The following is a 23,809-nucleotide window of genomic DNA, read 5'->3' as shown; positions in this document are numbered from 1 at the left end:
ACCGCCGTTCACAACGACACCGCCTCGTACAGCTTTCCGATTTCGTCGCGACCGAGCACCCGCAGGGTGCCCGGCCGTTGGTCGCCGAGTGCGACCGGGCCGATATGCGTCCGGACCAGACCGATCACCGGATGGTCCACCTCGGCCAGCAGGCGGCGCACGATGTGCTTGCGGCCCTCGTGCAGCACCACCTTGACCAGCGATTTGCCGTCGCCGTACTCCAGCACCTGGAACCGGTCGACCTTCGCGGGACCGTCCTCGAGTTCGACGCCCTGGTGGAGCAGCTTGCTCGTCTCGCGCTTCACCTCGCCGTGCACGGTCGCCAGATAGGTCTTCGACACCTGGAACGACGGGTGCATCAGCCGGTGCGCGAGATCACCGTCGTTGGTGAGCAGCAGCAGGCCCTCGGTATCGGCGTCGAGACGGCCGACGTGGAACAGCCGCTGCCCGGCCATCACCCGCTCGGCGACCAGATCGCCGACGCAGGGACGGTTCAGCTCGTCGGACATGGTCGACTGCCAGCCCTTCGGCTTGTTGAGCGCGAGATACACCTGCTCCTCGCGCACGACGACGCGCACGCCGTCGACCCGCACGACCGCCGTCTCCGGATCGACGCGCAGGCCCTGCTCGCGCACGACGGCTCCGTCGACCTCGACCCGGCCCTCGTCGATGAGTTCCTCGGCGGCGCGCCGGGAGGCGACACCGGCCTTCGCCAGCACCTTCTGCAGCCGTTCGCCCTCACCCCAGGGCAGCTTCTTCGGACTCGGGACCTCCGCGACCGCGTCGACGTTCTGCCGCCGCGCGGGCTTGGCGAAGCTCAGCACGGTCGGCTGGCGCTTCTGCCGCTCCGGCTTGGTCTTGCGGGCCGGCTTCGGCGGGACCGGGCGGCCGCTACCGAATCCGGTCGAGCCGCCGCTGCGCTCGGGGCGGCCGGACCGGCCGTCCTCGGCGTACCCGTCCCGGCCCGTATTCGGGCGTCCACGGCCCGCGACCGTGCCACGGCCACCGGCCGAGCCACGGGACGCGCCGCGATCGCCGCTCCGGCCACCGCGTGCGTCGTCGCTGTAGCCGCCGCCGCGCGACGATCCGTACCCGCCGCGGTCGGCGTCGCGAGCGCCGCGGCCGCCGGAGTCGCCGTACGACCCCCGGGCCGAGTCGCCGTACGAGCCGCGCGACGAGTCGCCGTACCGGTTCTGCCCGTAGTCGCGGGACGCGGATCCGCTGCGGTCGCCCTGGCCACCGCCGGATCCACCGCGCGCGCCGCGGCCGGCATTGCCGTATCCGTCGCGGTCGTAACCGGTCCGGCCGGAACCGCCGCGGCCGGCGTCGCCGTAACCGCCGGAATCCCCCGACCCGCGGCGGCCGCGATCACCGGATCCGCCGCGTGGCGTATCGCCGTAGCGACGATCGCCGTCCCCGTATCCGCGCTCCCCCCGAGCGCCTCGTGGGGACGCGGGTCCGCGTCCCCGGCCCGAACCACCTCTGGGTTCGGCGCCACGTCTTCTGTCATCCGGTGTGCCATCTCGGCGAGCGGGTGTGTTCACAGTTCCTCTGGTTGTTCGCAGGCTCCGCTCCGGAGTCCTGTCATTCCTCGGTGCCGAGGTCGATATCCGACTCGGCGGGTTTCCTGAGCTTGGTGTACCGGGGGTCGGTATCCAGGCTCTCGTTGATCTCATCGATCAGGTCGACGCCCGGCAACAGCGGCGCCAACGCCGGCAGATCCGCCAGCGACGCGAGTCCGATCCGTTCCAGGAACAGCTCGGTGGTGACGTAGAGCGTGCCGTTGGTCTCCGGATCGGCCCCGGCCTCGGCGATGAGACCGCGGGCCACCAGAGTGCGGATGACGCCGTCGACGTTCACTCCGCGCACGGCACTCACCCGTGCTCGCGTAACCGGTTGACGATAGGCGATGACGGCGAGTGTCTCCAAGGCGGCCCGGGTGAGCTTGGACCGGGACCCGTCGAGCAACATGCGCTCCACATAGGGCGCATAGTCGGTACGAGTGTAGTACCGCCAGCCGTCGCCGACGAAGCGCAGGTCGATGCCGCTGCCGCGGGCGGTCAGTTCCGCCGACATCTCCCGCAGCACCCGTTCCACCCGGGATTCGGCGTCGGCGAGGGCGGCGGCCAGCAGTTGCGTCGGTGCGGGGGCGTCGACCACCAGCAGCATGGCCTCGAGCGCCGCCCGGAACTCCGGTTCATCGAGAATTTCCGGGATGACGGGAGCTGTCTCCGTCTCGTCGGCATCCGGCAGCGGTTCGTTTCCCGGCTGGTCGGTGTCGGCGGTCATCGTCACCCGTAATCCTCCTCGAACGCCACCGGCGGTGCCGTCTCATCGATCTCCCCGATCCAGCTGATCGCCAGCGGACCCAGCGGGTCGGGCTGCTCGAACTCGATCGTCTTGCCTCGGTACAACTCCAGCAGCGCCAGGAATCGCGCCACGATCTGGATCGGCAGGTCGCAACCCGCGCAGACCTCCGCGAACGTGGTCCAGGCGCCGGCTCCGCGCGCCTTCAGCAACTCCAGCACCAGCGCCGCCTGCTCGGCGACCGAGAAGGCGTGCGCGTGAATGTGGTCCAGCCCGACTCTGGGCTGGGGCCGTGGCCGGAAGGCCGCCGCGGCGACCTGCGCGAAAGCCGCAGCGTCGACCCCCAGCGTAACCTCCGGCAACAGCGCGAGATAACGGTCCTCCAGCGAGACCGCGCGCGGATAACGGCGCAGCGCCACCGATTCCAGCTCGCCGAGCAGCTCGGCGACCTGCTTGAACGCCCGATATTGCAGCAATCGGGCGAACAGCAGGTCCCGGGCCTCGAGCAGTGCCAGGTCCTCTTCGTCGGTCACCTCGCCGGACGGCAGCAACCGGGCCGCCTTGAGATCCAGCAAGGTGGCCGCCACCACCAGGAATTCCGTGGTCTGGTCGAGGATTTTGTCCGCACGCAGCGTCGTGTCCTGACCCAGGCTCGCGGTGAGCTGGCGGGTGTACGCAATGAATTCATCGGTGACCTGGTGCAACGCCACTTCGGTGACGTCCAGGCGGCGCTGACTGATCAACTGCAACAACAGGTCGAACGGACCCTCGAAGTTGCTCAGCCGCAAATGGAACCCGGCCGATCTATCGGTTTCGCTCAACGGCCCGACCGGTGAATGACTTCCCGTGCCATCGCGCGATAGGCCTCGGCGCCGCCGGATTTCGGCGCCCAGGTGGTGATCGGCTCCCCCGCCACACTGGCGTCGGGGAACCGGACGGTGCGTGCGATCACCGAGTCGTAGACCAGATCGCCGAACACCTCCACGACCCGGCTCATGACCTGCCGGGAGTGCAGCAGTCGCGCATCGAACATGGTGACCAGGATGCCGTCCAGGGTCAGACGCTGGTTCAGCCGGTCCCGCACCTTCTCGACCGTGTCCGTGAGCAGTGCCAGTCCGCGCAGCGAGAAGTACTCGCACTCCATCGGAATGATCACGCCGTCGGCACAGGCCAGCGCGTTCACGGTCAACAGGCCCAGCGACGGCTGGCAGTCGATGAGGATGTAGTCGTAGCGGTCGTGCAGCGGTGCCAGCGCCCGGCCCAGGGTCTGCTCCCGGCCCACCTCGTTGACCAGCTGGATTTCCGCGGCCGACAGGTCGATGTTGCTGGGCAGCAGATCCATGCCCTCGACCTTGGTGTTCATCAGGACGTCGTCGACGCGGGCGCGGCCGCCGACGAGCAGGTTGTGCACGGTGAGATCCAGGTCGTGGTGCGCGACACCGAGACCCGCGGACAACGCGCCCTGCGGATCCAGATCGACGAGCAGCACTCTGCGGCCGTACTCCGCGAGCGCAGCACCGAGGTTGATGGTGGATGTGGTTTTGCCGACGCCGCCCTTCTGATTGCACATGGCGACGATCAGTGCGTCACCGTTGCGGGACACCGGGGGTGGAGCGGGGATGTCGCGCAACGGGCGTCCGGTCGGTCCGATTTCGGTGCCGTCCGCCACGATGTCTTTAGCCTCCCATAATGTTTGGGCCGCTTGCTCGATCCGCTGGCCTGGTCGGGTATTCGAAAGCGGTTCTGCCGCAGCTCGCATCGGCTGCTCCGACGCATCGGCTGTCGTCATATCCGCTGCTCCTTCGATATTCCTGCCTCGCCCCGCCCCCATCTCGGCAAGGCGGTCGCCCAGCGCCGGCGGGGGGCGTTGTGCAGCACCGCCGCAGCGCACCGGGACCTCATAGACGCTACCGCCTAGAAGCGCAAGAGCGACGCTCGGACACGCATTGTGAGCCTGCCCCTATCAGCGTGTCGCTCCGCGATTCGGTCCCGGAGTGCTGGACACCGTTGGCCGAGCACGGATTACATCATCCGTCACTTCCGCCCCCGGCGTCGGCGTGTCGTGAACGCCACCGTTCCCGAACACACCCGTGTTCCGGGCGACCGGTGTGTATTCGCACTCAACGGGCCCGCGGATGTGCGGTGGCCCACACTTCGTGCAAAGTGTTGACCGTCACCAGGGTGTAGATCTGCGTGGTGGTCACCGATGCGTGCCCCAGCAACTCCTGCACCACACGGACATCCGCGCCGCCGTCCAGCAGATGGGTGGCGAAGGAATGCCGCAACGTGTGCGGCGACACCGCCGCCGCGATACCCGCGCGCCCCGCCGCGTCCTGCAATACCTGCCACGCGCTCTGCCGGGACAGCCGGCCGCCGCGAACGTTCAGGAACAGTGCGGGATTTCCGAGGCCGTGCGCCGACAGCGCGGGCCGGCCACGCACCCGATAGGCCTCCACCGCGGCGAGCGCCGGACGGCCCACCGGGACCATGCGTTGCTTACCGCCCTTGCCGTGCAACAGCACCGCGCGGTCGGCGGCATCGAGATCGTCGACATCCAGGCCGACCACCTCGGAGATCCGGGCGCCGGTGGAGTACAGCAGTTCCAGCATCGCCCGGTCGCGCAGGCCGCGCGGCCCGCTGTCGGACACCCCGCCGCCCGCCGCGTCGAGCAGCCGGGAAATCTGGTCGTAGGGAAGGGCTTTCGGCAACCGCCGGGCAGGGGTGGGCGGTTTCACCGGATGGGCCACATCGGCCGCGGCCAGGCCCTCGGCGGCGGCGAAGCGGTGCAGCCCGCGGACCGCGACGAGCGCGCGAGCCGCGGAACTGGCCGCCAGCGGCGGATATCCGTGCTCACCGGCCCGCAGCGACACCATGAAATCGCCGATATCGCCCTCGCCGACCTCGGCCAGCCCGCCGATCCCGCGCTGTGTCAGGAATTCCCGATACCGGTCCAGATCGCGCCGATAGGCGCTGAGGGTGTTGCGCGCGGCGCCCCGCTCGACCGTCATGTGGTCGAGATAGGCCCCGATCTGCCGCGCCAGCACCCGCCCACCCGCCTATCGGAGCGCCGGCCGTAGTAGCCCGGAAACTGCTGCGCAGCCGGGCGGCGGCGCAGCCGGGCGGGCGGGGAGGACGGTCATCGCATCATCATTGCAGCCACCACCGACAAACTCGCCGATCGAAACCCGCTCGCGTCGGCGGCCGGAGCGAGATCGCTGCCGAGCGGAACGGTTGCCGCCGGACGCCGCGTCGTCACGGCAGCGCCTCGGCGAGCAGGACGGCCTGCAGTACCGCGACGGCCGAAACAGCCACCACGCGAAGCCAATTGGCGTCACACAGCCGCCGGTAGCCGGGATCGAGGCTGTCGTCGGGCCGGCGGGCGAAGTGCATCCGCTGCTGCGCCGGACCCCACCACACGGCGGTGGCGACCAGCACGAGCACCTGTAATACCAGCGCCGCCACCACGAGTGCGACCGTGGTGTGCGCGGGTCGCCAGTGCAGTTGCGCGGCATTGCCGATCAGCGCTAGCAGCACCATCGGCACTCCCGCCCAATACAGTCCGCGCAGCCAGGCCGCGTGGAACGCACCGAACTCGGCCGGGCCGACCCGCCGGAACAGAATCCAATTGTGTTGCGCCATCCAGATGGACCCCGCGCTGAACCAGCACGAGGCGAACGTCACGACGAAAACGATGTCCTTCATACTCAACAAGCGTAGAGAAACCAGGGCCCGAAACTCAACACTTGTGGAGCGAAATGATCAGCAAATCCGAACGCGGCCGCCGCAGTCGTGATCGCATCCTCGACGCCGCGCGCGAGATCTTCGCCGAACGCGGATACGAGCGCACCACCATCCGGGCCGTGGCCGCCGCCGCGGCGGTCGATCCGGCGCTGGTGATGCAGCATTTCGGATCCAAACAACAGCTGTTCACCGCCTGCGTGCGCGATGCCGTTCCGGCCCCCGAATCGCGCGACCCCCTGGAGTACGCGCTCGACATGCTGTCCACGCGGCTGGAGAAGGAGCCGACCACGTCACTGGCCCTGCTCCGCTCGATGCTCACCCATCCCGAGGCCACCGACGAGCTGCGCCGCGCCCTCGAGGAGCAGCAGGCCCGCTTCGCCACCGGTATCGACGCGCCGGATCGGAATCTGCGGGCCGATCTCATCGGCGCGCTCATCCTCGGCGTCGTGCTCAACCGCCATCTGCTGCGACCGTCCGCGCTCGCCGGCGCCGATCCGGAGCAGATCCTCGATATTCTGCGGCCCTGCCTGCGGGAGCTGACCGGGCCCCGGTGATCACCGGCGCGGCCGCACCGCTCAGAAGATGTTGCCCGCGACCAGGATTCCGATGATCGCCAGGACCGCGGCCGTGATCAGGTTCGCGTTCCGGTCGACCCGCTCGCCGCGCAACCGATATCCCGCGAGCGCGCCCAGCGTCGTCGCCACCACGATGGTCGCGATCGTGACCAGGGCGAAAACGATCAAGGTGCCGAGCGCGGCGGTCGTCCCCACCGCGCCGGCCGCCAGGAAGATCGGGAGAATGGTCAGATCCGGCGAGGCCGCCGCGCCGAAGGGCACCGCGACCGAGAGCAACCGGCCCACCCGGCCACGGTCACCGGAACCGGCGTGCTCATGCTCATGCCCGTGCTGGTGCTCATGCTCATGACCGGCGTGCCCGTGCGCACCGTGTTCGTCGTGGCTGTGCCCGTGCCCCCGGCCCCGGAGTTCCAGCACGGCGAGCGCCAGGCCGGTGACGATCAGCAGTCCGCCCACGACGAGGTTCTCCCGCCGCTCCACCACATCGCGGAACTGCAGGCCGATGCCGATCACGATCGCGCCCAGGAGCAGCGAGAGGGCCACATGCGCCACGCCCGCCAGGCCGGACAGTCGCAGCACCCTGGGCAGTGAACTGCGCTGAGCACGAGCCATCACCGCGAGCGGCACCCAATGATCCGGCAGTACCGCATGCCCGAAACCCGCACCCGCCGCCGCGGCGAGGAGTGCGGGAGCGACGAAACTCATAGCCGAAATATACACTCATCTTCGCATTCGTGAAGATGAGAAAGTATGGCCCGGGACAGTACGCGGCGGGTGCCACACTGGGTGGGCAGACGGTGACGGAAGGGCGACGTGATGACCACGGGCAGGACGACCGCGCGGACGACGCCCGCCGGGCACGACGAACGGCTCACCGATCAGCAGGTCGAGCAGACCGTGCGCATGTTGTCCATGCTCGCCGAGCCGACCCGGCTGCGGTTGCTGTGGGCGCTGCGGGACGACGAACTCGGCGTCACCGCGCTCGCCGAGGCGGCCGGCTGCACCCCCACCGCCGCCAGCCAGCATCTGTCGAAACTACGTCTGGTCGGTCTGGTGCAGCAGCGTGCCGACGGCCGCGCCCGCCTCTACCGGCTGTCCGGCGGCCATGTCCTGCGGTTGCTGGCCGAGGCGCTGGCGCAGGCCGAACACACCGTCGCGGGGCTTCCCCATCACGGTTGAGCGAAGGATCCCGGCGGAATCGGTTTCACCGGAGCGTCGCTGGATACTCGCCAGGCGGGACCGAAAGGAGATGACAACATGCTGATGCTTACTCCCACTGCCGTCGAGGCCGTTCGTTCGTTGACGTCCACGGCGGGTACGCCCGAGGATGCGGGCCTGCGGATCTCCACCAACGACGGTGCGCAGACGCTCGAGCTCGCGGTTGCCGCCGCCCCGGCCGAACACGACCGGATCGTCGACACCGCGGGATCCAAGGTCTTCCTGGATGAACAGGCGGCCGAATTCCTCGACGACAAGGTGCTCGATACGAGCATGGACGAGAGCGGCCGTAGCGCCTTCGTCCTCGCTCCGCAGATGGGCGCCGCGGGTAACTGATCTCGGCGGTCGCCCGGGCATCCGGCCCGGGCGACCGTACTCAATCCTCGTTCCCGGCGGATCCGGCGGACTTCCGTTCCAGGAAGTCCGTCGGCATCCCGGCCCACGGCGCATCCGCCGGCCGGGGCTCGATTCCCTTGTCCCGCACCGCGGCCAGCGCCAGAATTCCGGCGATGGCCGTCGCGTTGGTGATCTCACCGGACAACGCCGCACGCACGGCCTCGTCCAGCGGCATCCGCAGCACCCGAAGGTCCGCCTCCTCCATTTCCGGAGCGGGACGGTCGGTTTCGGACAAACCGGAGGCCAGATAGATCCGCAGCGCCTCATCGGTGAAGCCGGGCGACAACGCCATCTCGACCAGCACCGACCAGTGCGCGGCGGCCAGCCCGGTCTCCTCGGCCAGCTCCCGCTCGGCGGCGGCCAGCGGCGATTCGCCCGGTTCGTCGAGCAGACCGGCGGGCAGTTCCAGCAGACGCCGGCCGATCGGATGCCGGTACTGATCGATCAGCACCAGATTGCCGTCGTCGTCGATCGCGACAACCGCTACCGCGCCGTACTTCTCGACCACCTCGCGCTGCGCGACCTGCCCGCCGGGCATCACCACCTGATCCAGGCGCAGGGCCAGGATCGCCCCCGAATACACCGTGCGGGTGGACACCCGCTCGAACTCGTGGGTGCCCGCCTCGGTGTGCGGTGACGGATCTCTCGCCGGCTCGCTCACTGCGCCACCCGCTCCGCCTCGTCGGCGCCGACCCCGTCCGGGATCTCGACCGGAAGCTGTTCGGCCGCACGGTATTTCAGCGCCGCGTTGATCAGCCCCGAGAACAGCGGATGCGGCCGGGTCGGTCGGCTCTTCAACTCCGGATGCGCCTGCGTGGCAACGAAGTACGGATGCACATCGGCGGGCAGCTCGACGAATTCGACCAGATGCCCGTCCGGCGAGGTTCCGCTGAACCGCAGGCCGCTCTTGCCGATCCGGTCGCGATAGGAGTTGTTCACCTCGTAGCGATGCCGGTGCCGCTCGGACACCTCTGTCTCGCCGTACGCCTGCGCGACCACCGAACCCGGTTGCAGCACAGCGGGATACGCGCCGAGGCGCATGGTGCCACCGAGATCGGCCTCACCGGCCACGGCCTGTTCCTGATCGGCCATCGTGGAGATCACCGGATGCTGTGTCTCCGGCGCGAATTCGGCCGAATTCGCATCCGCGAGCCCCACCGACCGCGCGGCCTCGATGACCACGCACTGCAGGCCGAGACACAGGCCCAGCAACGGGATTCCGTGGGTGCGGGCGTAGCGGATGGCGCCGACCTTGCCCTCGATACCGCGGATACCGAACCCGCCCGGGATCAGGACCGCGTGCACATCCTCGAGATGCGACGCCGCGCCCGAAGGAGTTTCGCAGTCGTCGGACTGCACCCAGCGGATGTTCACCTTCGCCCGTGCGGCGAAACCACCGGCGCGCAGCGCCTCGGTGACCGACAGGTAGGCGTCGGGCAGATCCACGTACTTGCCGACCAGCGCGACCGTGACCGCCTCGCGCGGATTGTGCACCCGATCCAGCAGATCGCCCCACACCGTCCAGTCGACGTCGCGGAACGGCAGCCCGAGCCGCCGCACCACGTAGGCGTCCAGCCCCTCGCGGTGCAGCACGCGCGGGATGTCGTAGATCGACGGCGCGTCCGGGGTGGAGATGCAGGCGTCGACGTCGACGTCGCACATGAGCGCGATCTTGTTCTTCAGCGGCTGCGGCACCTCGCGGTCGCACCGCAGGATCAGCGCGTCGGGCTGGATACCGATACTGCGCAGCGCCGCCACCGAATGCTGGGTCGGCTTGGTCTTGAGCTCACCCGAAGGCGCCAGATACGGCACCAGCGACACGTGTAGGAAGAACACGTTGTCGCGGCCCACATCGTGACGGATCTGCCGGGCCGCCTCGAGGAACGGCTGCGACTCGATGTCGCCGACGGTGCCGCCGATCTCGGTGATCACCACGTCCGGAATCTGCCCGTTCAGGTCGGGCCCGGCCATGGCCAGGATGCGATTCTTGATCTCGTCGGTGATGTGCGGAATGACCTGCACCGTATCGCCGAGGTACTCACCGCGTCGCTCCTTGGCGATCACCGTGGAGTACACCTGCCCGGTGGTGACGTTGGCGTCCCGGGACAGGTCCCGGTCGAGGAATCGCTCGTAGTGACCGACATCCAGATCGGTCTCGCCGCCGTCCTCGGTCACGAACACCTCACCGTGCTGGAACGGGTTCATGGTGCCGGGATCGACGTTGAGGTACGGATCGAGCTTCTGCATCGTGACGCGGAGACCGCGTGCGGTGAGCAGCTGGCCGAGGCTGGAGGCCGTAAGTCCCTTGCCGAGCGAGGAGGCTACACCGCCGCTGACGAAGATGTGCTTGGTAGCCACGTGATGCGTTTGAAGGGGCGAACGCGCCGGAATCCGTGATTGACCCACGGGACTTCACAGTAACACGGAAAACGGCCGATGAATCACACGCCACGCGCGGTTGCCACGAGATGACTGGATCGGTGTCCGTCCCATCCGCCCCACCGGCCCCGGCTCCCCCATCCGCACCGGCGCTGCCACGCCCGGGAATGCTGTGAATACGCCCGTCAGTGCGGCACGGCAGCGACGGTGAAAGCACCCGCCCGGGGACCGACCCCGTAACGGCCACTGCCACTGGCGAGTTGCTCACCGAGGGCGAGCGCGGTGGTGATGCGGCCCATCTCCCGATCGGCGTCGTCGACGGTGGATACCGCCGCGGCCAGCTGGCCGTCGGCCCGCACCACCGCGATCGGCCCGGCGTCGGCGGCCGAGCCGGGCCGCCCGGCCAGCACCACCCCCGCCGACCGGCCGCGCAGGCCACCGGCGAAGCGGGCCACGATCGAGCCCTCGTTGTTCTCCGCGGCCCGCGCGCCGTCGCCGGTCACCACCACCGCGAGCTGCGCCGGCTGGACCTCCCCGGCGGTCAGGAACCCACCGCCGCGCAGCGTGTCGAGAATCAGGCCACGCTCCTGCGGCGTGGACCGCTGCGCGCCGCCGGCCGGATCGGTGAGCAACGCCACCCCGAGCAGATCCCCGGCCAGGCTGCCCTGGTCGACCGCGGCGGTGGACAGCTGCGCGCCGGCCGGAATCATGTTCGTGACCGCGGTGCGCAACCGGTCGCCCTGCCCGGAGTCGACGAACGAGTCGGTCAGCGCGATCCTCCCCGTCATCGTCGCGCCCGCCGACGTCAGTGCCCGGGTGACGGCGTCCACGTCGTTGGCGTCGGCGTCCGGGGTGGTGAACATCAGCACGGTGTGCTCGGCGAGTATCCCGCCGAGGATCCGCCCGCCGGAGCGGGCGAGGAAGGCGTCCGACGCGGTGAGCTGGTCGGCGAGCCGGCCGTTGGTCGCCGCCAGCCCGTCGGCGCGCTGCTGCAGCTGCGCGTGGTCCGACCGCAGCGAGGCCAGCAGCCCACCGGACAGGGCCTGCGCGCCGAGCACCAGCCCGACCGCCAGGGCGAGGAAGATCGCCGCGATCGACACGGCATGCTGACGAAGCGAGATCATGTGCCCCCTACCTGGTTGCTGTCGGTGAGCAGGCCGTGCACCCAGACCCGCATGTGATGCCAGACGCCGAGCACGTGATCGACCGCGGGACCGCCGGCGTGCGCCACCATCGCCGCGACGATCATCGCGGTCAGCGCGGCCAGCACCACCAGGGCCACGGCCCACATCGACGAGCGGTGCCGGTACAGCGTCGCAACGGCTTTCGCGTCCACCAGCTTGGGCCCGATCTTCAGCCGGGTGAGGAAGGTGGCCGGATTCGACTGCCGCCGGCTGCGATCGAAGAAATCGTCCAGCGCCGCCGCGGCGCCGACGGTGACGATCATCGCCGCACCGTGGTGATCGGCCAGCAGCAGAGCGAGATCCGCCGCCGAACCCGACGACGGGAAGGTGGTCGCGCCGATGCCGAGATCCTGGATGCGCTCCAAACCCTTGGCGTGCCCGTCGGTATCGGCCGGCAGGATCACCTCGGCGCCGCACTCCAGCGTCCGGCTCGTGATCTCCTCCGGGTCACCGACGATCAGATCGGGCCGGTATCCGGCGCGGACCAGCGTGTCCGCGCCCCGCCCGACGCCGACCAGGATCGGCAGGTACTCCTTGATGAACGGTTTCAGCGCCGCCAGATCCTCGCGGTGTTCCGGCCCGTCGGCGACGACCACCACATGGCGTTGGCGCATGGACAGTTCCAGCTTCGGCACGCCGAGACCGTCGATCAGCAGCGCACTTTCGGTACGGATGAACTCGATGGTGTTGCCCGCGAACGCTTCCAGATGGTCGACCAGGCCCATCCGGGCCTCGATCATCCGTTCGGCGACCGCCGCGTCGGTGAGCACCATGCCCTCGAACAGCGTCTCCGGTTCCTTCTTGGTGAGCTTGTCCGCGTAGACCACGCCCTCGTGCACGCGCACCCGGGTGCCGTCCTTGATCCGGCCGAACAGGTCCGGCGACACCGCGTCGATCAGCAGAATTCCGTTGGCCACCAGCACTTCCGGCCCCAGATTGGGGTAGCGTCCGGAGATCGACGGTGCGGCGTTCACCACGGCCACCACACCGGACTCGACGAGCCGGTCGGCGGTGAGCCGGTCCAGGTCCGTCTCGTCCAGCACCACGATGTCGCCCGGACCGACCCGCTTGAGCAACCGACGGGTGTTGCGGTCCACGCGGGCGATGCCGGTCAGGCCCGGTAGCGTGTCGGCGTTCCTCGGCGACAGGGTCGGCATCCTCATGAGCTCCGATGATGGCCGTGCGCTATCACCGCATGCGGGAGGCGCGCCGACTGATAGCACATGCACCTGGACGCACGTGTCACCGGCAGTCGTTTGGCCGGTTACATCCCGATATGCTTCGACTTACTCTCGAGTAAGGAGCTACGTCATGGCCAGCACCACGGTCGACACCGTCGTCCCCGCCCCGCGTGAGGTCGTGTACCAGCTGTTCGCCGCGCGCGACAGTCTCAATGCGTATCTGCCGATCAACTTCACCCTGCGCAAGCCCGGCAGCGGTGAGCCCAACGGGGTGGGCGCGCGCTACGCGGTCGGTCTCGGCGGCGTCGGTGTCATCGAGGAGACCACCCGGCTGGTGCCCGGTGAGCGGATCGAGTACAAGATCGTGGCGGGCGCGCCGGTGAAGACCCACACCGGCACCATCACCTTCGCCGACGCACCCGGCGGCACACTGGTCACCTACAGCATGGCGTCCTTCCCGAAGATCCCGGTGCCGGACCGGATCATGGTCGCGGCGCTGCGCGGCCTGATCAACCCGATCCTGTCGGCGGCGCGCAAGGCCGTCGCGAAGTAGGTCACCGTCCGGCGCGACGGGACGCAATCCGATGCCGTCGCGCCGCGGAGGTCACTGCCCGGAGACCCCGGAAGTCACTGCCCGAGCCGCCAATTCGCGTCGCGCAGCCGATCCGACGGTGTGCGCGTGGCCAATCCGTGGCCCTGATCCCCGTACAGCACGAACGAAGCCGTCAGGTACATCACTGACATCCGGTCGCCCTCGAGCGGCCGGTCCTCCAGGACGATCCGATAGGTGGCGTCCTCCGGCGGCGGCACGTCGCCCTCGAACACGTCGCCGTCCTCCACATAGGTGCGCCGGAACGGTTCCAGTCGAAGCGTTTCCGGCCCCAGCCGGGTCCAGCGAAAATCCACGCAATCCGAGACATAGGGCCGGGCGAACTCCACGAAACCCACGCCGTCGGACCAGAACGCGAAGACCTCGTCGTCCATCGCCGAGTAGTACCCGGCCTCGACGCTCCACAGGCCGACGATCTCGTCCTCCTCAGGCATCCACCCAGTGGACCACGCGACGGCCCGTGGAGTACAGCGCCGGGAGGCGGATCAGCCGGCCGCGGGAGCCGGGGCCCGGCCGCCGGCCTTCTCGGCATCGGCGGTGGCCAGCAGCTCCTCGGCGTGCGCGCGGCCGGTTTCGGTGTCGTCGAGACCGGCCAGCATGCGCGCGAGTTCCTTCACCCGCTCGCCGGTGCCGAGGGTGCGCACACCGCTGTTGACGCCCTTGCCGTCGTCGACCTTGTCCACCACGAGGTGGGTGTCGGCGAAGGCCGCCACCTGCGGCAGATGCGTCACCACGATCACCTGATGGGTGCGGGCCAGCCGGGCCAGCCGTTTGCCGATCTCCACCGCGGCCCGGCCGCCGACACCGGCGTCGACCTCGTCGAACACCATCGTGGTGCCCTGCTCGGAACTGGCCAGCACCACTTCGAGCGCCAGCATCACCCGCGACAGCTCACCGCCGGACGCGCTCTTGCTCAGCGGCATCGGCTGCGCCCCGGAATGCGCCGCGAGCCGGAACTCGACCTCGTCCACACCGGTGCCACCGGCGTGCAGATCCTTGCCGTCGACGGTGATCGGCGCCGAATCCTGCGCACCGGCCGGCATCGGCCGCACCGCGACCTCCAGTTTCGCGCGGCCCATCGCCAGCCCGCCCAGTTCGGCGCTGACCGCGGCCGACAGCTTCTTCGCGGATTTGGTGCGGGCCGTCGTCAGTTTCTTCGCGACCTCGCGGACCTGTTCGGCGGCGGTCTCGACGTCGCGGGACAGTGCCGCCAGCGCCTCTTCGGAGACGTCGAGCGACGACAGCCGTTCGCGGGCATCGTCGGCCCACGCGATCACGCCGTCGATGTCCGGCGCGTATTTGCGGGTCAGCGCCTTCAACTCCGCCTGCCGGGTGAGCAGCGAATCCAGCGCACCCGGATCCGAGGGCAGATCGGTCAGATAGCTGCTGAGTTCGGTGGTCAGATCGATCACCACCGAGATCGCCTCGGCCAGGCGCGGCGCCAGATCGCCGAGCGCCGGATCGCCCGAACTCTCCAGCCGGGCCCGCGCACTGCCGAGCAGATCCAGCGCGCCGGACCCCTCCCCCGGCGAGTCACCGGCACCGGCCAGCGCGTCGTGCGCCCCGAACGCGGCCTCCCGCAACGAATCCAGATCGGACAGGCGCCGCACCTCCGCCACGATCCGCTCGTCCTCGCCGGCGGCCGGTGCGACCGTGTCGATCTCGGACAGCGAATGTTTCAGCCGGTCGGCCTCGAGCGCCAGTTCCCGGCTGCGCGCGGTGCGTTCCAGCAGTTCGGTGCGGGCCTGTAACCAGGTGCGCCGGGCCAGCCGGTACTTGCGCAACAGGCCCGCGACCGCATCGCCGGCGAACCGGTCCAGTGCGTGCAACTGCTGGTCGGGACGTTGCAGCCGCAGCTGATCGTTCTGGCCGTGCACGGTCAGCAGCGGGGCGGTGAAATCGGACAGCACCGCGGCGGGCACGCTGCGGCCGCCCAGATGAGCCCGGGACCGGCCGTCGCTGCCGACGGTGCGCACCGCGATCACGCTGCCGTCGTCGTCGCGATGCGCGCCCGCGGATTCCAGCACCTTCGCGACCTCGTCGCGGGCATCGGCGTGCACCTCGTCGACGGTGAACCGGCCCTCGACCACCGCGCGGCTCTCCCCACGGCGAACCCGGCCCGCATCGGCGCGCGCGCCGCCGAGCAGGTGCAGGCTCGTCACGACCATGGTCTTGCCCGCGCCGGTCTCGCCGGTCAGGCAGGTCAGGCCCTCGTGGAATTGCGCTGTGGCACTGGATATTACGCCCAGACCGTCAATCCGGATCTCTGTCAGCACTCGTGCTCTCCGTTCGGCGGTGTTCGATCTCCGCACCCGCCCGCTCGGGCCGCCGACCTCGCCAGCCTGTCACGGGCAACTGGAATTTGCGCACCATCCGGTCGGCGAACGGCGTGGAATCCAGCCGCACCCACCGCACCGGCTCGGCTCCGCGCACGGCCTCGAACCGGGCGCCGCGCGGCAGCGCGAGGGTACGCCGACCGTCCAGGAAAACTATCGCATCGTGGCCCGTCGCAACGGTTTCCACGGCAATTCGCGAATCCGGGCTGGTCACCAGCGGACGCGCGAACAGGGCATGGGCGTTGCTCGGGATCACCAGCAACGCCGCGAGTTCCGGCCAGACCACCGGCCCACCGGCGGAGAACGCGTAGGCCGTCGACCCGGTCGGCGTCGCGACCAGCACACCGTCGCAACCGAATTGCGACACCGGCCGGCCGTCCACCTCGAGCACGACCTCCAGAACGCCCATCCGCATGGCGTTCTCGATACTGGCCTCGTTCAGCGCCCAGCCGCGTTCCACCACCACATCGTCGACGCGGACACTGACATCGATGGTCATCCGCTGTTCGACGCGATAGTCGCCGCGGATCACCTGGGCCAGCGCCTCGTCCAGATCCTCGCCCTCGGCCTCGGTGAGAAAACCGATGCGGCCCAGATTGATTCCCAGCACCGGCACCCGTGCGGGCCGGGCCAGTTCGGCGGCGCGCAGGAAGGTGCCGTCGCCGCCGAGGGCCAGCACCATCTCGCAGCCGAGTGCCGCCTCCGCGCAGTGCTCGACGGTCCACACCATGACATCCTCGGGAATGCTGGTGTCGCAATCGACTTCGGGACCGTCCTCGAGCCGGGTGCCGGCCATCTCGTCGGCGAGTACCCGCAGGCCGATTCCCGCCTCCGCGAACATCTTCGCCACTCGATGAGCGGCTTCGGCCAACTCGGTGCGCCCGGTGTGCGCCACGAGCAGAATCTCCCGCTTCACTGTGGGCCCTCCTCCACCGCCCGTTGCACCAGCTCGGCGATCTCGGCGGTGCCGGAATCGCCGGACGTGATCTCCGCCCGGTGCAGCCAGAGAAAATACTCCACATTGCCGGACGGGCCGGGCAGCGGGCTCGCCACCGCCCCGCGCGTGTGCAGCCCCAGTTCCGCCGCCGCGGCCGCGACCGTGCGCACCGCCTCGGCGCGCAGGGCCGGATCACGCACCACACCGCCGGAGCCTACTCGCTGTTTTCCGACCTCGAACTGCGGTTTCACCATCGGCAGCAGATCGGCGCCCGGCGCACAGCATTGCGCCAGCGCGGGCAGCACCAGTCCGAGCGAGATGAACGAGAGATCGGCCACCACCAGCTCCACCGGTCCCTCGATCGCGTCCGCGGTGAGGGTGCGGACGTTGGTACGGTCGAACACCCGCACCCGCTCGTCGGTGCGCAGCCGCCAGATCAACTGGCCGTACCCGACGTCCGCCGCCACCACCTCGCGGGCCCCGCGCGACAGCAGCACATCGGTGAAACCACCCGTGGACGCGCCGGCGTCGAGACACCGCTTACCGCCGACGCTCAATCCCAGCGGTTCGAAGGCCTCGAGCGCGCCCAGGAGTTTGTGCGCACCGCGGGAGGCCCACTGCACCTCGTCCGGTTCGTCGCGGACGAGCAGCGGCGTGGCGGTCTCCACCGCGGTCGCCGGTTTCGACGCGACGGCGCCGTTGATGAGGACGCGGCCCGCGCCGATCAGTTCGACCGCGTGTTCCCGTGAACGCGCGAGACCGCGTCGAACCAGTTCCGCGTCCACCCGTGCGCGCCTGGCCACCTCAGACCTTGTCCACCGTGGCCAGCGCCTGGACCAGGACCTCGTGCGCCTGCTCGAGGATGCGGGCCCGGCGGGTGATGTCGGTGCCGGACGGCGGTTCACCCGCAACGGTCTCGGCCCCGGATCGCGCCGAAAGCTCCGACATCAGGGCGCCGATCTCCGCGCGCACACGCTCCGGATCGGCGAACTCCGCCGGATTTCCGGCCTGCAGGTGCTGACCGGGCAGCGGCGCGCCCGGTCGAGGACCGGACGGACCGGGGACGGGCGGACGAGGTGTCGGGGTAGTCATGGTGTCGTCAACGCTACCGGAGAGGTCATTCGAACACACGTCCCACGGGCCGTGCAGCGAGTGCGAACGAACGGCCCGACCCGATCCCGCGAATCGGGCGAATTCCGCACCACTTCCGGCCCGTTGACCCGGGGCACCGGAAAACCCGTGTGGGCAATCTCGTGGCATCCACCCTCCCGAGGCCGCAATCATTTCCGGACGTCCGGAAATCGGGCATTCCTCGATTTCTCGGCGTGGCTCATTCACGACCCGGCAACTTCCCGCGCAACACGCACCCGACCGGTCCTGGGGTTGGCAGAATGGCCCGCATGCGGCAACTGGAGAAGACGGATGACGCCTCCCCCCGGCCCGGGCGTGGCGGCCCACGGCCGGTCGGCCCGATGACGATCGGCGCGGTGGCCGGGTTGTTCGTTGTCCTCGCCGCCGAATTGTTGCACCGGCGCGCCTCGCGGCGGGGCTTCGACAGCGAATCGGCCTGGGCCGCTGCCGAATCCGACGGTACCGAGGCGGTCGTGGTGCTCGGTTATCCTGCCCGGCCCGACGGCCGCCCACATCCGATGCAACGCTGGCGGTGCCGCATCGCCGCGCGCTCGATGGATCGGGACGGCCACGGCATCGTGGTCTTCACCGGCGGCGCGGTACGCCGCACCCAGGCCGAGGCCGATGTGATGGCCCGCTACGCGCGCGACGAGCTGGGTATCCCCGCCGACCGCATCGTCACCGAGACCCGGGCCCGGAGTACCTGGCAGAACATCGAATTCAGCATCCCGCTGATCGAGCACGCGGACCGCATCCTGCTGGCGTCGGACCCGATGCACGCCGCTCGTGCCCGTCGCTACCTGCGGATCCAGCGACCCGACCTCGCCGCCCGTCTCGTTCCGGCCGCCGACTACCGTCCTTTCGAGCAGTGGTGGTTCAAGGTGCCGACGGCCGCACACGAACTGGCCGCCGTCGCACGTCGCCGCGCCGGGCGAATACTCGTCCGGACCGTCCGCGCCGACACCGCCGCGACGCCGACACCCCTCACGACCATGGTGTCGGCGTAACGCACCTCGCAGACACCCGTCCCTCGAGTGGACACACTTGTCATACGACACCTGTTCACCAGCGGCACGCACCCTCGAGTGAACACGGCCCGATCCATGAAAGTGGCCGTTCGCCACGTTCGTTGGTTGCAGGCCATCTTCGAGCGGCCGAGTTCAGACCCTGTCGATTGCCGTTCCGCGACAACCGAAGTGGCGGTACGCGCCACGACCGAGTGGCGGCAGTCCCGGGTCAGGAGGCCACGGGGACAGCGCGTCCGGGGTGGCGGCGGAGCAGTTCGCCCAGTTCGTCGGCGAGGTCGCCCGCATCGGGATCGATCGGGTCCACTTCTGCCACAGGATGATTCAGTGCGTCGAGGGTGTCCGAGACATAGCTCGGCAGCCGATCCGCGGGTTGCTTGCGGAGATCGGTGAGCGTGCTGACCCCGGTGAGGACCAGTAGCGATGGCAGACCGACGCAGTGGGCGCCGTCGATATCGGTGTCGAGGCGGTCGCCGACCACCAGCGCCGACCGTGTGCCGGCGCGGGTCAGGGCATCCTCGAGCAAGGGTGCGTACGGCTTGCCCGCGACGATCGGCTCGAGCTCGGTCGCGGCCCGCAACGCCGCCACCATGGCGCCGTTGCCGGGTGCGAGACCGCGTTCCAGGGGAAGCGTCGCATCGGTGTTCGCCGCCACCCACAGGGCGCCCGCGCGCAGGGCGAACGACGCCTCCGCGAGGTCGGGCCACGCCGTCTGCGGGGAATGGCCCTGCACCACGGCATCGGGCCGATCGGAGTCGAATCGCCGAATCGGCCGGAGACCGACACGGGCGATCTCGGCGGCCAGATCGTCGGATCCGACGACCAGCACCGTCGCCCCCGGTTCCAGCCGATCCGCGAGTACGTGCGCGGCCGCCTGAGCACTGGTGACGACGTCGTCTTCGGTTGCGCGGAAACCCATTTCGGCCAGGTGCTCGGCGACGGTGGTCGCCGAGCGGCTGGCGTTGTTGGTGACGTACATCAGGATCTGCGCGCTCGATTCACCCGAAAGCGCTTCCGGCGCACCGGGAACGACCACGTTCCCGCGGTACAACGTGCCGTCGAGGTCCAGCAGCAGCGCACCGAACCCTTCTCGTAACCGCGTCACTGGATCCACCTGACTCCGGGTTCTCTACTGCTCGTCTTCCGTACGGTCGAACTGCTCTGCGCCCGAAGGCGTTTCGGGCTCCTCGGCATCGAGGTCCTCCGCATCGGGGTCACCGATGCCCAGTTCCTCGGCGCGCCACTCGGCATCGGTCTCGCCGTCGACGTCCGCGGACGCGGCGTTGAGGAACCACTGCAATGCGTCGTCGCGACGTCCCGCGGCGAGCAGCGCCTCGGCATAGGCGTAGAAGAGACGAGCCGCGGCCGGTCCGGTGCGAACCGGATCGAGATCCGGCGTCTGCAGGCTGACCACGGCCTGGTCGTACTGCCCCAGATCCATCCGTGCGCCGGCAACCACGATGCGCAGTTCCGCCGCCTCGTCGCCGCTGAGCTGCCGGGCCTCTTCGCTGCGGCCGAGCTCGATAGCCCGTTCGGGCCGGCCCAGGCCGCGTTCACAGTCGGCCATCACCGCGAGCAGACCGGCGCCACCGGACATCCGGCGCGCGGTACGCAGTTCGGACAGCGCTTCGGCCCATTCACCCGCGTGATACGCGGTGACGCCCGCGGTTTCGCGGACGACGGCGATGCGGCCCGCGCGCTGACGAGCGGCTCGCGCATGCGCCAGTGCCAGTTCGGGCTCGTCGACGATCAGATCCGCTGCCATCACCAGGTGACGAGCGACGGCCTCGGCGTTGTTCTTGTCGAGGCTGAGCAGGTCGCGGCGGATGGCCGAGTCGAGGTCGGAAGCCTGCACGTCATCCGGGAGCGGAGGCTCGTCCGGCCGTCCGGCGCGGCGTTCGTCGCCACGGCCACCGGCCACATAGGCGCCCTCGCCGCCGCGGCGGCGCTCTTGGTAATCGTCGGCGCCTCCGGCCGCTTCCCGATCGACAGCGACCTCGGAGTCGGCCGCCTCGAATTCGGCTTCCTCGTCGCCGGTTTCGTCGTCGTCCTCGTCGAGGTCGCTGTCGTCCTCGTCGAATTCGCCGTCTTCCCCGTCGAATTCGTCCTCTTCGTCGAATTCTTCATCGTCGTCATCGAATTCGTCGTCGTCCTCGACGTCATCAGCGCGAGCGATGCCCCCGTCGAGTTCGTCATCATCGAGTTCGTCCTCGTCGAGATCATCCTCGCGAGCGATCTCGTCGTCATCGAGCTCGTCGTCGGCGATATCGTCCTCAACGTCGTCACGAACGACAGCTTCGGAATCGGCGGCATCAGCGCCGGCCAATTCCGCCACATCGCCCGCGTCATCGATGGGTCCGCGGTCGAGTTCGGTCTCGTCGGCGTTCCGGAACTCGCGATCCTCGTCGAATCGACGGCCGGACTCGCTGCGCCGGAAACCCCGTCGATCATCGGGCCGGCCGTCGCGTCCGCGATCGGGCCGATCGAAACCACGCCGATCATCGGGCCGGTCGGAACCACGGCCCTCGGAGCGATCGAACCCACCGCGCCGGTCATCGGAGCGGCCGTAGCCACCACGACGATCATCGGAACGATCGAACCCGCCACGATCGCCACGCGGACGATCGGAAGAACGGTCCCCACCTGAGCGGTCGAAACCACCACGCCGATCATCGGGCCGGTCGGAGCCGCGCCCCTGCGAGCGGTCGAACCCGCCACGCCGGTCATCGGAGCGGCCGTAGCCACCACGACGATCATCGGAACGGTCGAACCCCCCACGATCGCCACGCGGACGATCGGAAGAACGGTCCCCACCCGAACGATTGAAACCACCGCGCCGGTCATCGGAGCGATCGAAGCCACCACGGTCGCCGCCCGAGCGGTTGAATCCACCGCGATCGGACCCTGACCGATTGAAGCCACCCCGATCGGAACCCGACCGGTTGAAGCCCTCACGGTCACCACCGGACCGGTTGAACCCGCCGCGCTCACCGCCGGAACGGTTGAAACCACCACGGTCACCACCGCCGGACCGGTTGAAACCGCCACGGTCGCTACCGGATCGGTTGAACCCACCGCGATTGTCGTCGGAGCGACCGGAACCGCGGTTGCCGGCGGAACGGTCGAAACCACCACTACGCCGGTCGTCGGACCGATTGAACCCGCCACGACGGTCGTCGGAGCGCTCCGAGCCACGTCCTTCGGACCTGTTGAACCCACCGCGTCGATCGTCCGGGCGACCGGAACCACCACGACGGTCGTCCGTACGGTCGAAGCCGCCGCGATCACCACGCGGACGATCGAAATTCCGGTCTCCACCGGACCGATCGAAACCACCGCGACGGTCGTCGCCGCGCCGATCATCGGACCTGTCGAAACCGCCACGACCGCCTTCGTCGCGCCGGCCGTAGCCGCGGCGATCGTCGGAGCCGCCGACATTGTCGCGTCGCTCGCCGGAGCGGCCATAACCACCACGATCACCACCGCCGGACCGGTTGAAACCACCACGGTCGCTACCGGATCGGTTGAACCCACCGCGATTGTCGTCGGAACGACCGGAACCGCGATTTCCGCCGGAGCGGTCGAACCCGCCGCGCCGATCGTCGGGCCGGCCTTGTCCTCGCTCACCGCCGGAGCGGTCGGAACCACCCCGGCGATCGTCGGACCGGCCGTAGCCACCACGATCACCACCCGAGCGGTTGAAACCGCCACGGTTGTCGTCCGAGCGACCGTTGCTACGGTCTCCGCCGGAGCGGTTGTAGCCGCCGCGCTCGCCCGAACCACCCCGACTGTAATTACCGCGATCGTTGTCGCGACCTCGATCACCACCGGAACGTCGGAAGCCACCGGATCCTTCGTCGCGCCGCTCCCCACGGGAGTCGTCGTCCCTGCGCATCGGCTTGTCCGAGCCACTCGATCCCTGACCGGCACTGCTCCGGCGGAAGGGTTTCCGACCGTCGTTGTGCTCCGACACAGTGATCCCTTTCTTGTTCCTGCTCGGTACCCGACCGCGGCGCTCGACCCCACGTGCGGTGGAGCGGGCCGACGACCCGCCCCCCTCAAATTCAATCACGCCCGGACACGGCTGTGGCCGGGCGGTACAAGTTCGTAAACGTCGAAAAGGGGACCCATATCGGGCCCCCTTTTCGGGATGTATGTTCCGGCGGTGTCCTACTCTCCCACACCCTGGCGAGTGCAGTACCATCGGCGCTGGCAGGCTTAGCTTCCGGGTTCGGAATGGGACCGGGCGTTTCCCCACCGCTATAACCGCCGTAACTCTATGAAACTATCCACACCCCCACACCACATGTCCTCGATGAACCCCGGTACCCGGCAAGCAGGAACGAAACCTCTTGCCCGACACCGGAACCCACCCAGACATCCGGGGGTTCGTATGTTGTTTCAGACACTACACAGTGGACGCGTAACACCTTCGTTGGTAAGCCCTCGGCCTATTAGTACCGGTCACCTCCACACGTTACCGCGCTTCCAGTTCCGGCCTATCAACCCAATCGTCTATTGGGAGCCTTACCCCCTTCAAGGGGTGAGAAACCTCATCTAGGAACAGGCTTCCCGCTTAGATGCTTTCAGCGGTTATCCCTTCCGAACGTAGCAAACCAGCCATGCCCCTGGCGGAACAACTGGCACACCAGAGGTTCGTCCGTCCCGGTCCTCTCGTACTAGGGACAGCCTTCCTCAAGTTTCTAACGCGCGCGGCGGATAGAGACCGAACTGTCTCACGACGTTCTAAACCCAGCTCGCGTGCCGCTTTAATGGGCGAACAGCCCAA

Annotated in this window: 24 protein-coding genes and 2 rRNA genes; 5 read left to right on the top strand and 21 right to left on the bottom strand. The window is 69.0% G+C overall.

The window, feature by feature from the left end:
• Positions 1–8 precede the first annotated feature (8 nt).
• The 6 genes from G361_RS51675 to G361_RS46520 all read right to left on the bottom strand — a co-directional run bounded on the left by G361_RS51675 (position 9) and on the right by G361_RS46520 (position 6,009).
• Complete coding sequence (locus G361_RS51675) at positions 9–1,544, bottom strand: pseudouridine synthase (RefSeq protein WP_019925000.1); 1,536 nt, start codon at positions 1,542–1,544, stop codon at positions 9–11.
• Between the two features lie 40 nt (positions 1,545–1,584).
• Positions 1,585–2,289, bottom strand: coding sequence for an SMC-Scp complex subunit ScpB (gene scpB / locus G361_RS0100125; RefSeq protein ID WP_036494052.1), 705 nt, complete (start codon positions 2,287–2,289; stop codon positions 1,585–1,587).
• 2 nt (positions 2,290–2,291) lie between these two features.
• On the bottom strand, positions 2,292–3,128 hold the full coding sequence (locus G361_RS0100120; protein ID WP_026342535.1) for a ScpA family protein: 837 nt from the start codon (positions 3,126–3,128) through the stop codon (positions 2,292–2,294).
• A complete protein-coding gene (locus G361_RS0100115) occupies positions 3,125–4,096 on the bottom strand; it encodes a ParA family protein (protein WP_081635247.1) in 972 nt (323 codons plus the stop codon). Before G361_RS0100115 ends, G361_RS0100120 begins: the two co-directional genes overlap by 4 nt.
• 331 nt (positions 4,097–4,427) lie before the next feature.
• Positions 4,428–5,351 (bottom strand): site-specific tyrosine recombinase XerD, encoded by a 924-nt coding sequence (gene xerD, locus G361_RS0100110; protein ID WP_019924996.1) that lies wholly within the window; start codon positions 5,349–5,351, stop codon positions 4,428–4,430.
• Between the two features lie 208 nt (positions 5,352–5,559).
• A complete protein-coding gene (locus tag G361_RS46520) occupies positions 5,560–6,009 on the bottom strand; it encodes a hypothetical protein (RefSeq protein WP_019924995.1) in 450 nt (149 codons plus the stop codon).
• A gap of 53 nt (positions 6,010–6,062) precedes the next feature.
• Between G361_RS46520 and G361_RS0100100 the strand changes: the two genes are divergently transcribed.
• Positions 6,063–6,602 carry a TetR/AcrR family transcriptional regulator gene (locus G361_RS0100100; RefSeq protein WP_019924994.1) on the top strand — a complete coding sequence of 180 codons (540 nt, stop codon included), beginning with the start codon at positions 6,063–6,065 and terminating at the stop codon, positions 6,600–6,602.
• Positions 6,603–6,623: 21 nt separating this feature from the next.
• On the opposite strand, the gene G361_RS0100095 is transcribed toward G361_RS0100100, so the two are convergent.
• Positions 6,624–7,328: a hypothetical protein gene (locus tag G361_RS0100095; RefSeq protein WP_019924993.1), complete on the bottom strand. Its 705-nt coding sequence runs from the start codon at positions 7,326–7,328 to the stop codon at positions 6,624–6,626.
• 111 nt (positions 7,329–7,439) lie between these two features.
• On the opposite strand from G361_RS0100095, the gene G361_RS0100090 reads away from it, so the two are divergent.
• Positions 7,440–7,802: a metalloregulator ArsR/SmtB family transcription factor gene (locus tag G361_RS0100090; RefSeq protein ID WP_019924992.1), complete on the top strand. Its 363-nt coding sequence runs from the start codon at positions 7,440–7,442 to the stop codon at positions 7,800–7,802.
• 78 nt (positions 7,803–7,880) lie between these two features.
• Positions 7,881–8,177 carry a hypothetical protein gene (locus G361_RS0100085; protein WP_019924991.1) on the top strand — a complete coding sequence of 99 codons (297 nt, stop codon included), beginning with the start codon at positions 7,881–7,883 and terminating at the stop codon, positions 8,175–8,177.
• A gap of 40 nt (positions 8,178–8,217) precedes the next feature.
• Here G361_RS0100085 and G361_RS0100080 read toward each other — a convergent pair whose 3' ends face one another.
• From G361_RS0100080 to steA, 4 genes are all read right to left on the bottom strand, one after another.
• Entirely contained in the window at positions 8,218–8,898 is a 681-nt protein-coding gene (locus G361_RS0100080; RefSeq protein ID WP_019924990.1) for an NUDIX domain-containing protein, read from the bottom strand.
• The gene (locus tag G361_RS0100075) at positions 8,895–10,643 is read right to left on the bottom strand and encodes a CTP synthase (protein ID WP_026342531.1); all 1,749 of its coding nucleotides are present in this window, start codon (positions 10,641–10,643) and stop codon (positions 8,895–8,897) included. Before G361_RS0100075 ends, G361_RS0100080 begins: the two co-directional genes overlap by 4 nt.
• A gap of 158 nt (positions 10,644–10,801) precedes the next feature.
• Positions 10,802–11,740, bottom strand: a complete 939-nt coding sequence (locus G361_RS0100070) for a copper transporter (RefSeq protein ID WP_019924988.1) — start codon at positions 11,738–11,740, stop codon at positions 10,802–10,804.
• Positions 11,737–12,963, bottom strand: coding sequence for a putative cytokinetic ring protein SteA (steA, locus tag G361_RS41625; RefSeq protein WP_036494051.1), 1,227 nt, complete (start codon positions 12,961–12,963; stop codon positions 11,737–11,739). Before steA ends, G361_RS0100070 begins: the two co-directional genes overlap by 4 nt.
• Before the next feature lie 148 nt (positions 12,964–13,111).
• On the opposite strand from steA, the gene G361_RS0100060 reads away from it, so the two are divergent.
• Positions 13,112–13,534, top strand: coding sequence for an SRPBCC family protein (locus G361_RS0100060; RefSeq protein WP_019924986.1), 423 nt, complete (start codon positions 13,112–13,114; stop codon positions 13,532–13,534).
• A 74-nt stretch (positions 13,535–13,608) separates the two neighbouring features.
• On the opposite strand, the gene G361_RS0100055 is transcribed toward G361_RS0100060, so the two are convergent.
• The 5 genes from G361_RS0100055 to G361_RS0100035 are packed head-to-tail and all read right to left on the bottom strand — an operon-like array spanning position 13,609 to position 17,956.
• Positions 13,609–14,025: a hypothetical protein gene (locus G361_RS0100055; protein ID WP_019924985.1), complete on the bottom strand. Its 417-nt coding sequence runs from the start codon at positions 14,023–14,025 to the stop codon at positions 13,609–13,611.
• A gap of 51 nt (positions 14,026–14,076) precedes the next feature.
• Positions 14,077–15,867, bottom strand: a complete 1,791-nt coding sequence (gene recN / locus G361_RS0100050) for a DNA repair protein RecN (RefSeq protein ID WP_026342530.1) — start codon at positions 15,865–15,867, stop codon at positions 14,077–14,079.
• The gene (locus G361_RS0100045) at positions 15,845–16,843 is read right to left on the bottom strand and encodes an NAD kinase (protein WP_019924983.1); all 999 of its coding nucleotides are present in this window, start codon (positions 16,841–16,843) and stop codon (positions 15,845–15,847) included. Before G361_RS0100045 ends, recN begins: the two co-directional genes overlap by 23 nt.
• Complete coding sequence (locus G361_RS0100040; RefSeq protein ID WP_026342529.1) at positions 16,840–17,667, bottom strand: TlyA family RNA methyltransferase; 828 nt, start codon at positions 17,665–17,667, stop codon at positions 16,840–16,842. Before G361_RS0100040 ends, G361_RS0100045 begins: the two co-directional genes overlap by 4 nt.
• Position 17,668: 1 nt before the next feature.
• The gene (locus tag G361_RS0100035) at positions 17,669–17,956 is read right to left on the bottom strand and encodes a hypothetical protein (protein ID WP_019924981.1); all 288 of its coding nucleotides are present in this window, start codon (positions 17,954–17,956) and stop codon (positions 17,669–17,671) included.
• 308 nt (positions 17,957–18,264) lie between these two features.
• On the opposite strand from G361_RS0100035, the gene G361_RS41620 reads away from it, so the two are divergent.
• Positions 18,265–19,002: a YdcF family protein gene (locus G361_RS41620; protein WP_196814379.1), complete on the top strand. Its 738-nt coding sequence runs from the start codon at positions 18,265–18,267 to the stop codon at positions 19,000–19,002.
• A gap of 229 nt (positions 19,003–19,231) precedes the next feature.
• On the opposite strand, the gene G361_RS0100025 is transcribed toward G361_RS41620, so the two are convergent.
• From G361_RS0100025 to G361_RS0100005, 5 genes are all read right to left on the bottom strand, one after another.
• Complete coding sequence (locus G361_RS0100025; protein ID WP_036494231.1) at positions 19,232–20,125, bottom strand: HAD-IIA family hydrolase; 894 nt, start codon at positions 20,123–20,125, stop codon at positions 19,232–19,234.
• Positions 20,126–20,149: 24 nt separating this feature from the next.
• Positions 20,150–20,875 carry a hypothetical protein gene (locus G361_RS41615; RefSeq protein ID WP_019924978.1) on the bottom strand — a complete coding sequence of 242 codons (726 nt, stop codon included), beginning with the start codon at positions 20,873–20,875 and terminating at the stop codon, positions 20,150–20,152.
• The gene (locus tag G361_RS51670; protein WP_369797858.1) at positions 20,785–22,866 is read right to left on the bottom strand and encodes a hypothetical protein; all 2,082 of its coding nucleotides are present in this window, start codon (positions 22,864–22,866) and stop codon (positions 20,785–20,787) included. Before G361_RS51670 ends, G361_RS41615 begins: the two co-directional genes overlap by 91 nt.
• 311 nt (positions 22,867–23,177) lie before the next feature.
• Positions 23,178–23,294 (bottom strand): 5S ribosomal RNA (gene rrf, locus G361_RS0100010).
• Positions 23,295–23,454: 160 nt separating this feature from the next.
• Positions 23,455–23,809, bottom strand: a 23S ribosomal RNA gene (locus tag G361_RS0100005); the annotation flags it as partial.

Source organism: Nocardia sp. BMG111209 (genome assembly GCF_000381925.1).
Classification (GTDB): Bacteria; Actinomycetota; Actinomycetes; order Mycobacteriales; family Mycobacteriaceae; genus Nocardia.
This window is presented reverse-complemented; position numbering and strand designations above follow the sequence as displayed.

Excerpts from the sequence above, each read along its gene's own strand:
- scpB (WP_036494052.1), bottom strand. The coding sequence starts at position 2,289 with ATGACCGCCGACACCGACCAGCCGGGAAACGAACCGCTGCCGGATGCC.
- G361_RS0100115 (WP_081635247.1), bottom strand. The coding sequence starts at position 4,096 with ATGACGACAGCCGATGCGTCGGAGCAGCCGATGCGAGCTGCGGCAGAA.
- G361_RS46520 (WP_019924995.1), bottom strand. The coding sequence starts at position 6,009 with ATGAAGGACATCGTTTTCGTCGTGACGTTCGCCTCGTGCTGGTTCAGC.
- G361_RS0100100 (WP_019924994.1), top strand. The coding sequence starts at position 6,063 with ATGATCAGCAAATCCGAACGCGGCCGCCGCAGTCGTGATCGCATCCTC.
- G361_RS0100095 (WP_019924993.1), bottom strand. The coding sequence starts at position 7,328 with ATGAGTTTCGTCGCTCCCGCACTCCTCGCCGCGGCGGCGGGTGCGGGT.
- G361_RS0100090 (WP_019924992.1), top strand. The coding sequence starts at position 7,440 with ATGACCACGGGCAGGACGACCGCGCGGACGACGCCCGCCGGGCACGAC.
- G361_RS0100085 (WP_019924991.1), top strand. The coding sequence starts at position 7,881 with ATGCTGATGCTTACTCCCACTGCCGTCGAGGCCGTTCGTTCGTTGACG.
- G361_RS0100070 (WP_019924988.1), bottom strand. The coding sequence starts at position 11,740 with ATGATCTCGCTTCGTCAGCATGCCGTGTCGATCGCGGCGATCTTCCTC.
- steA (WP_036494051.1), bottom strand. The coding sequence starts at position 12,963 with ATGAGGATGCCGACCCTGTCGCCGAGGAACGCCGACACGCTACCGGGC.
- G361_RS0100060 (WP_019924986.1), top strand. The coding sequence starts at position 13,112 with ATGGCCAGCACCACGGTCGACACCGTCGTCCCCGCCCCGCGTGAGGTC.
- G361_RS0100055 (WP_019924985.1), bottom strand. The coding sequence starts at position 14,025 with ATGCCTGAGGAGGACGAGATCGTCGGCCTGTGGAGCGTCGAGGCCGGG.
- G361_RS0100035 (WP_019924981.1), bottom strand. The coding sequence starts at position 17,956 with ATGACTACCCCGACACCTCGTCCGCCCGTCCCCGGTCCGTCCGGTCCT.
- G361_RS41620 (WP_196814379.1), top strand. The coding sequence starts at position 18,265 with ATGCGGCAACTGGAGAAGACGGATGACGCCTCCCCCCGGCCCGGGCGT.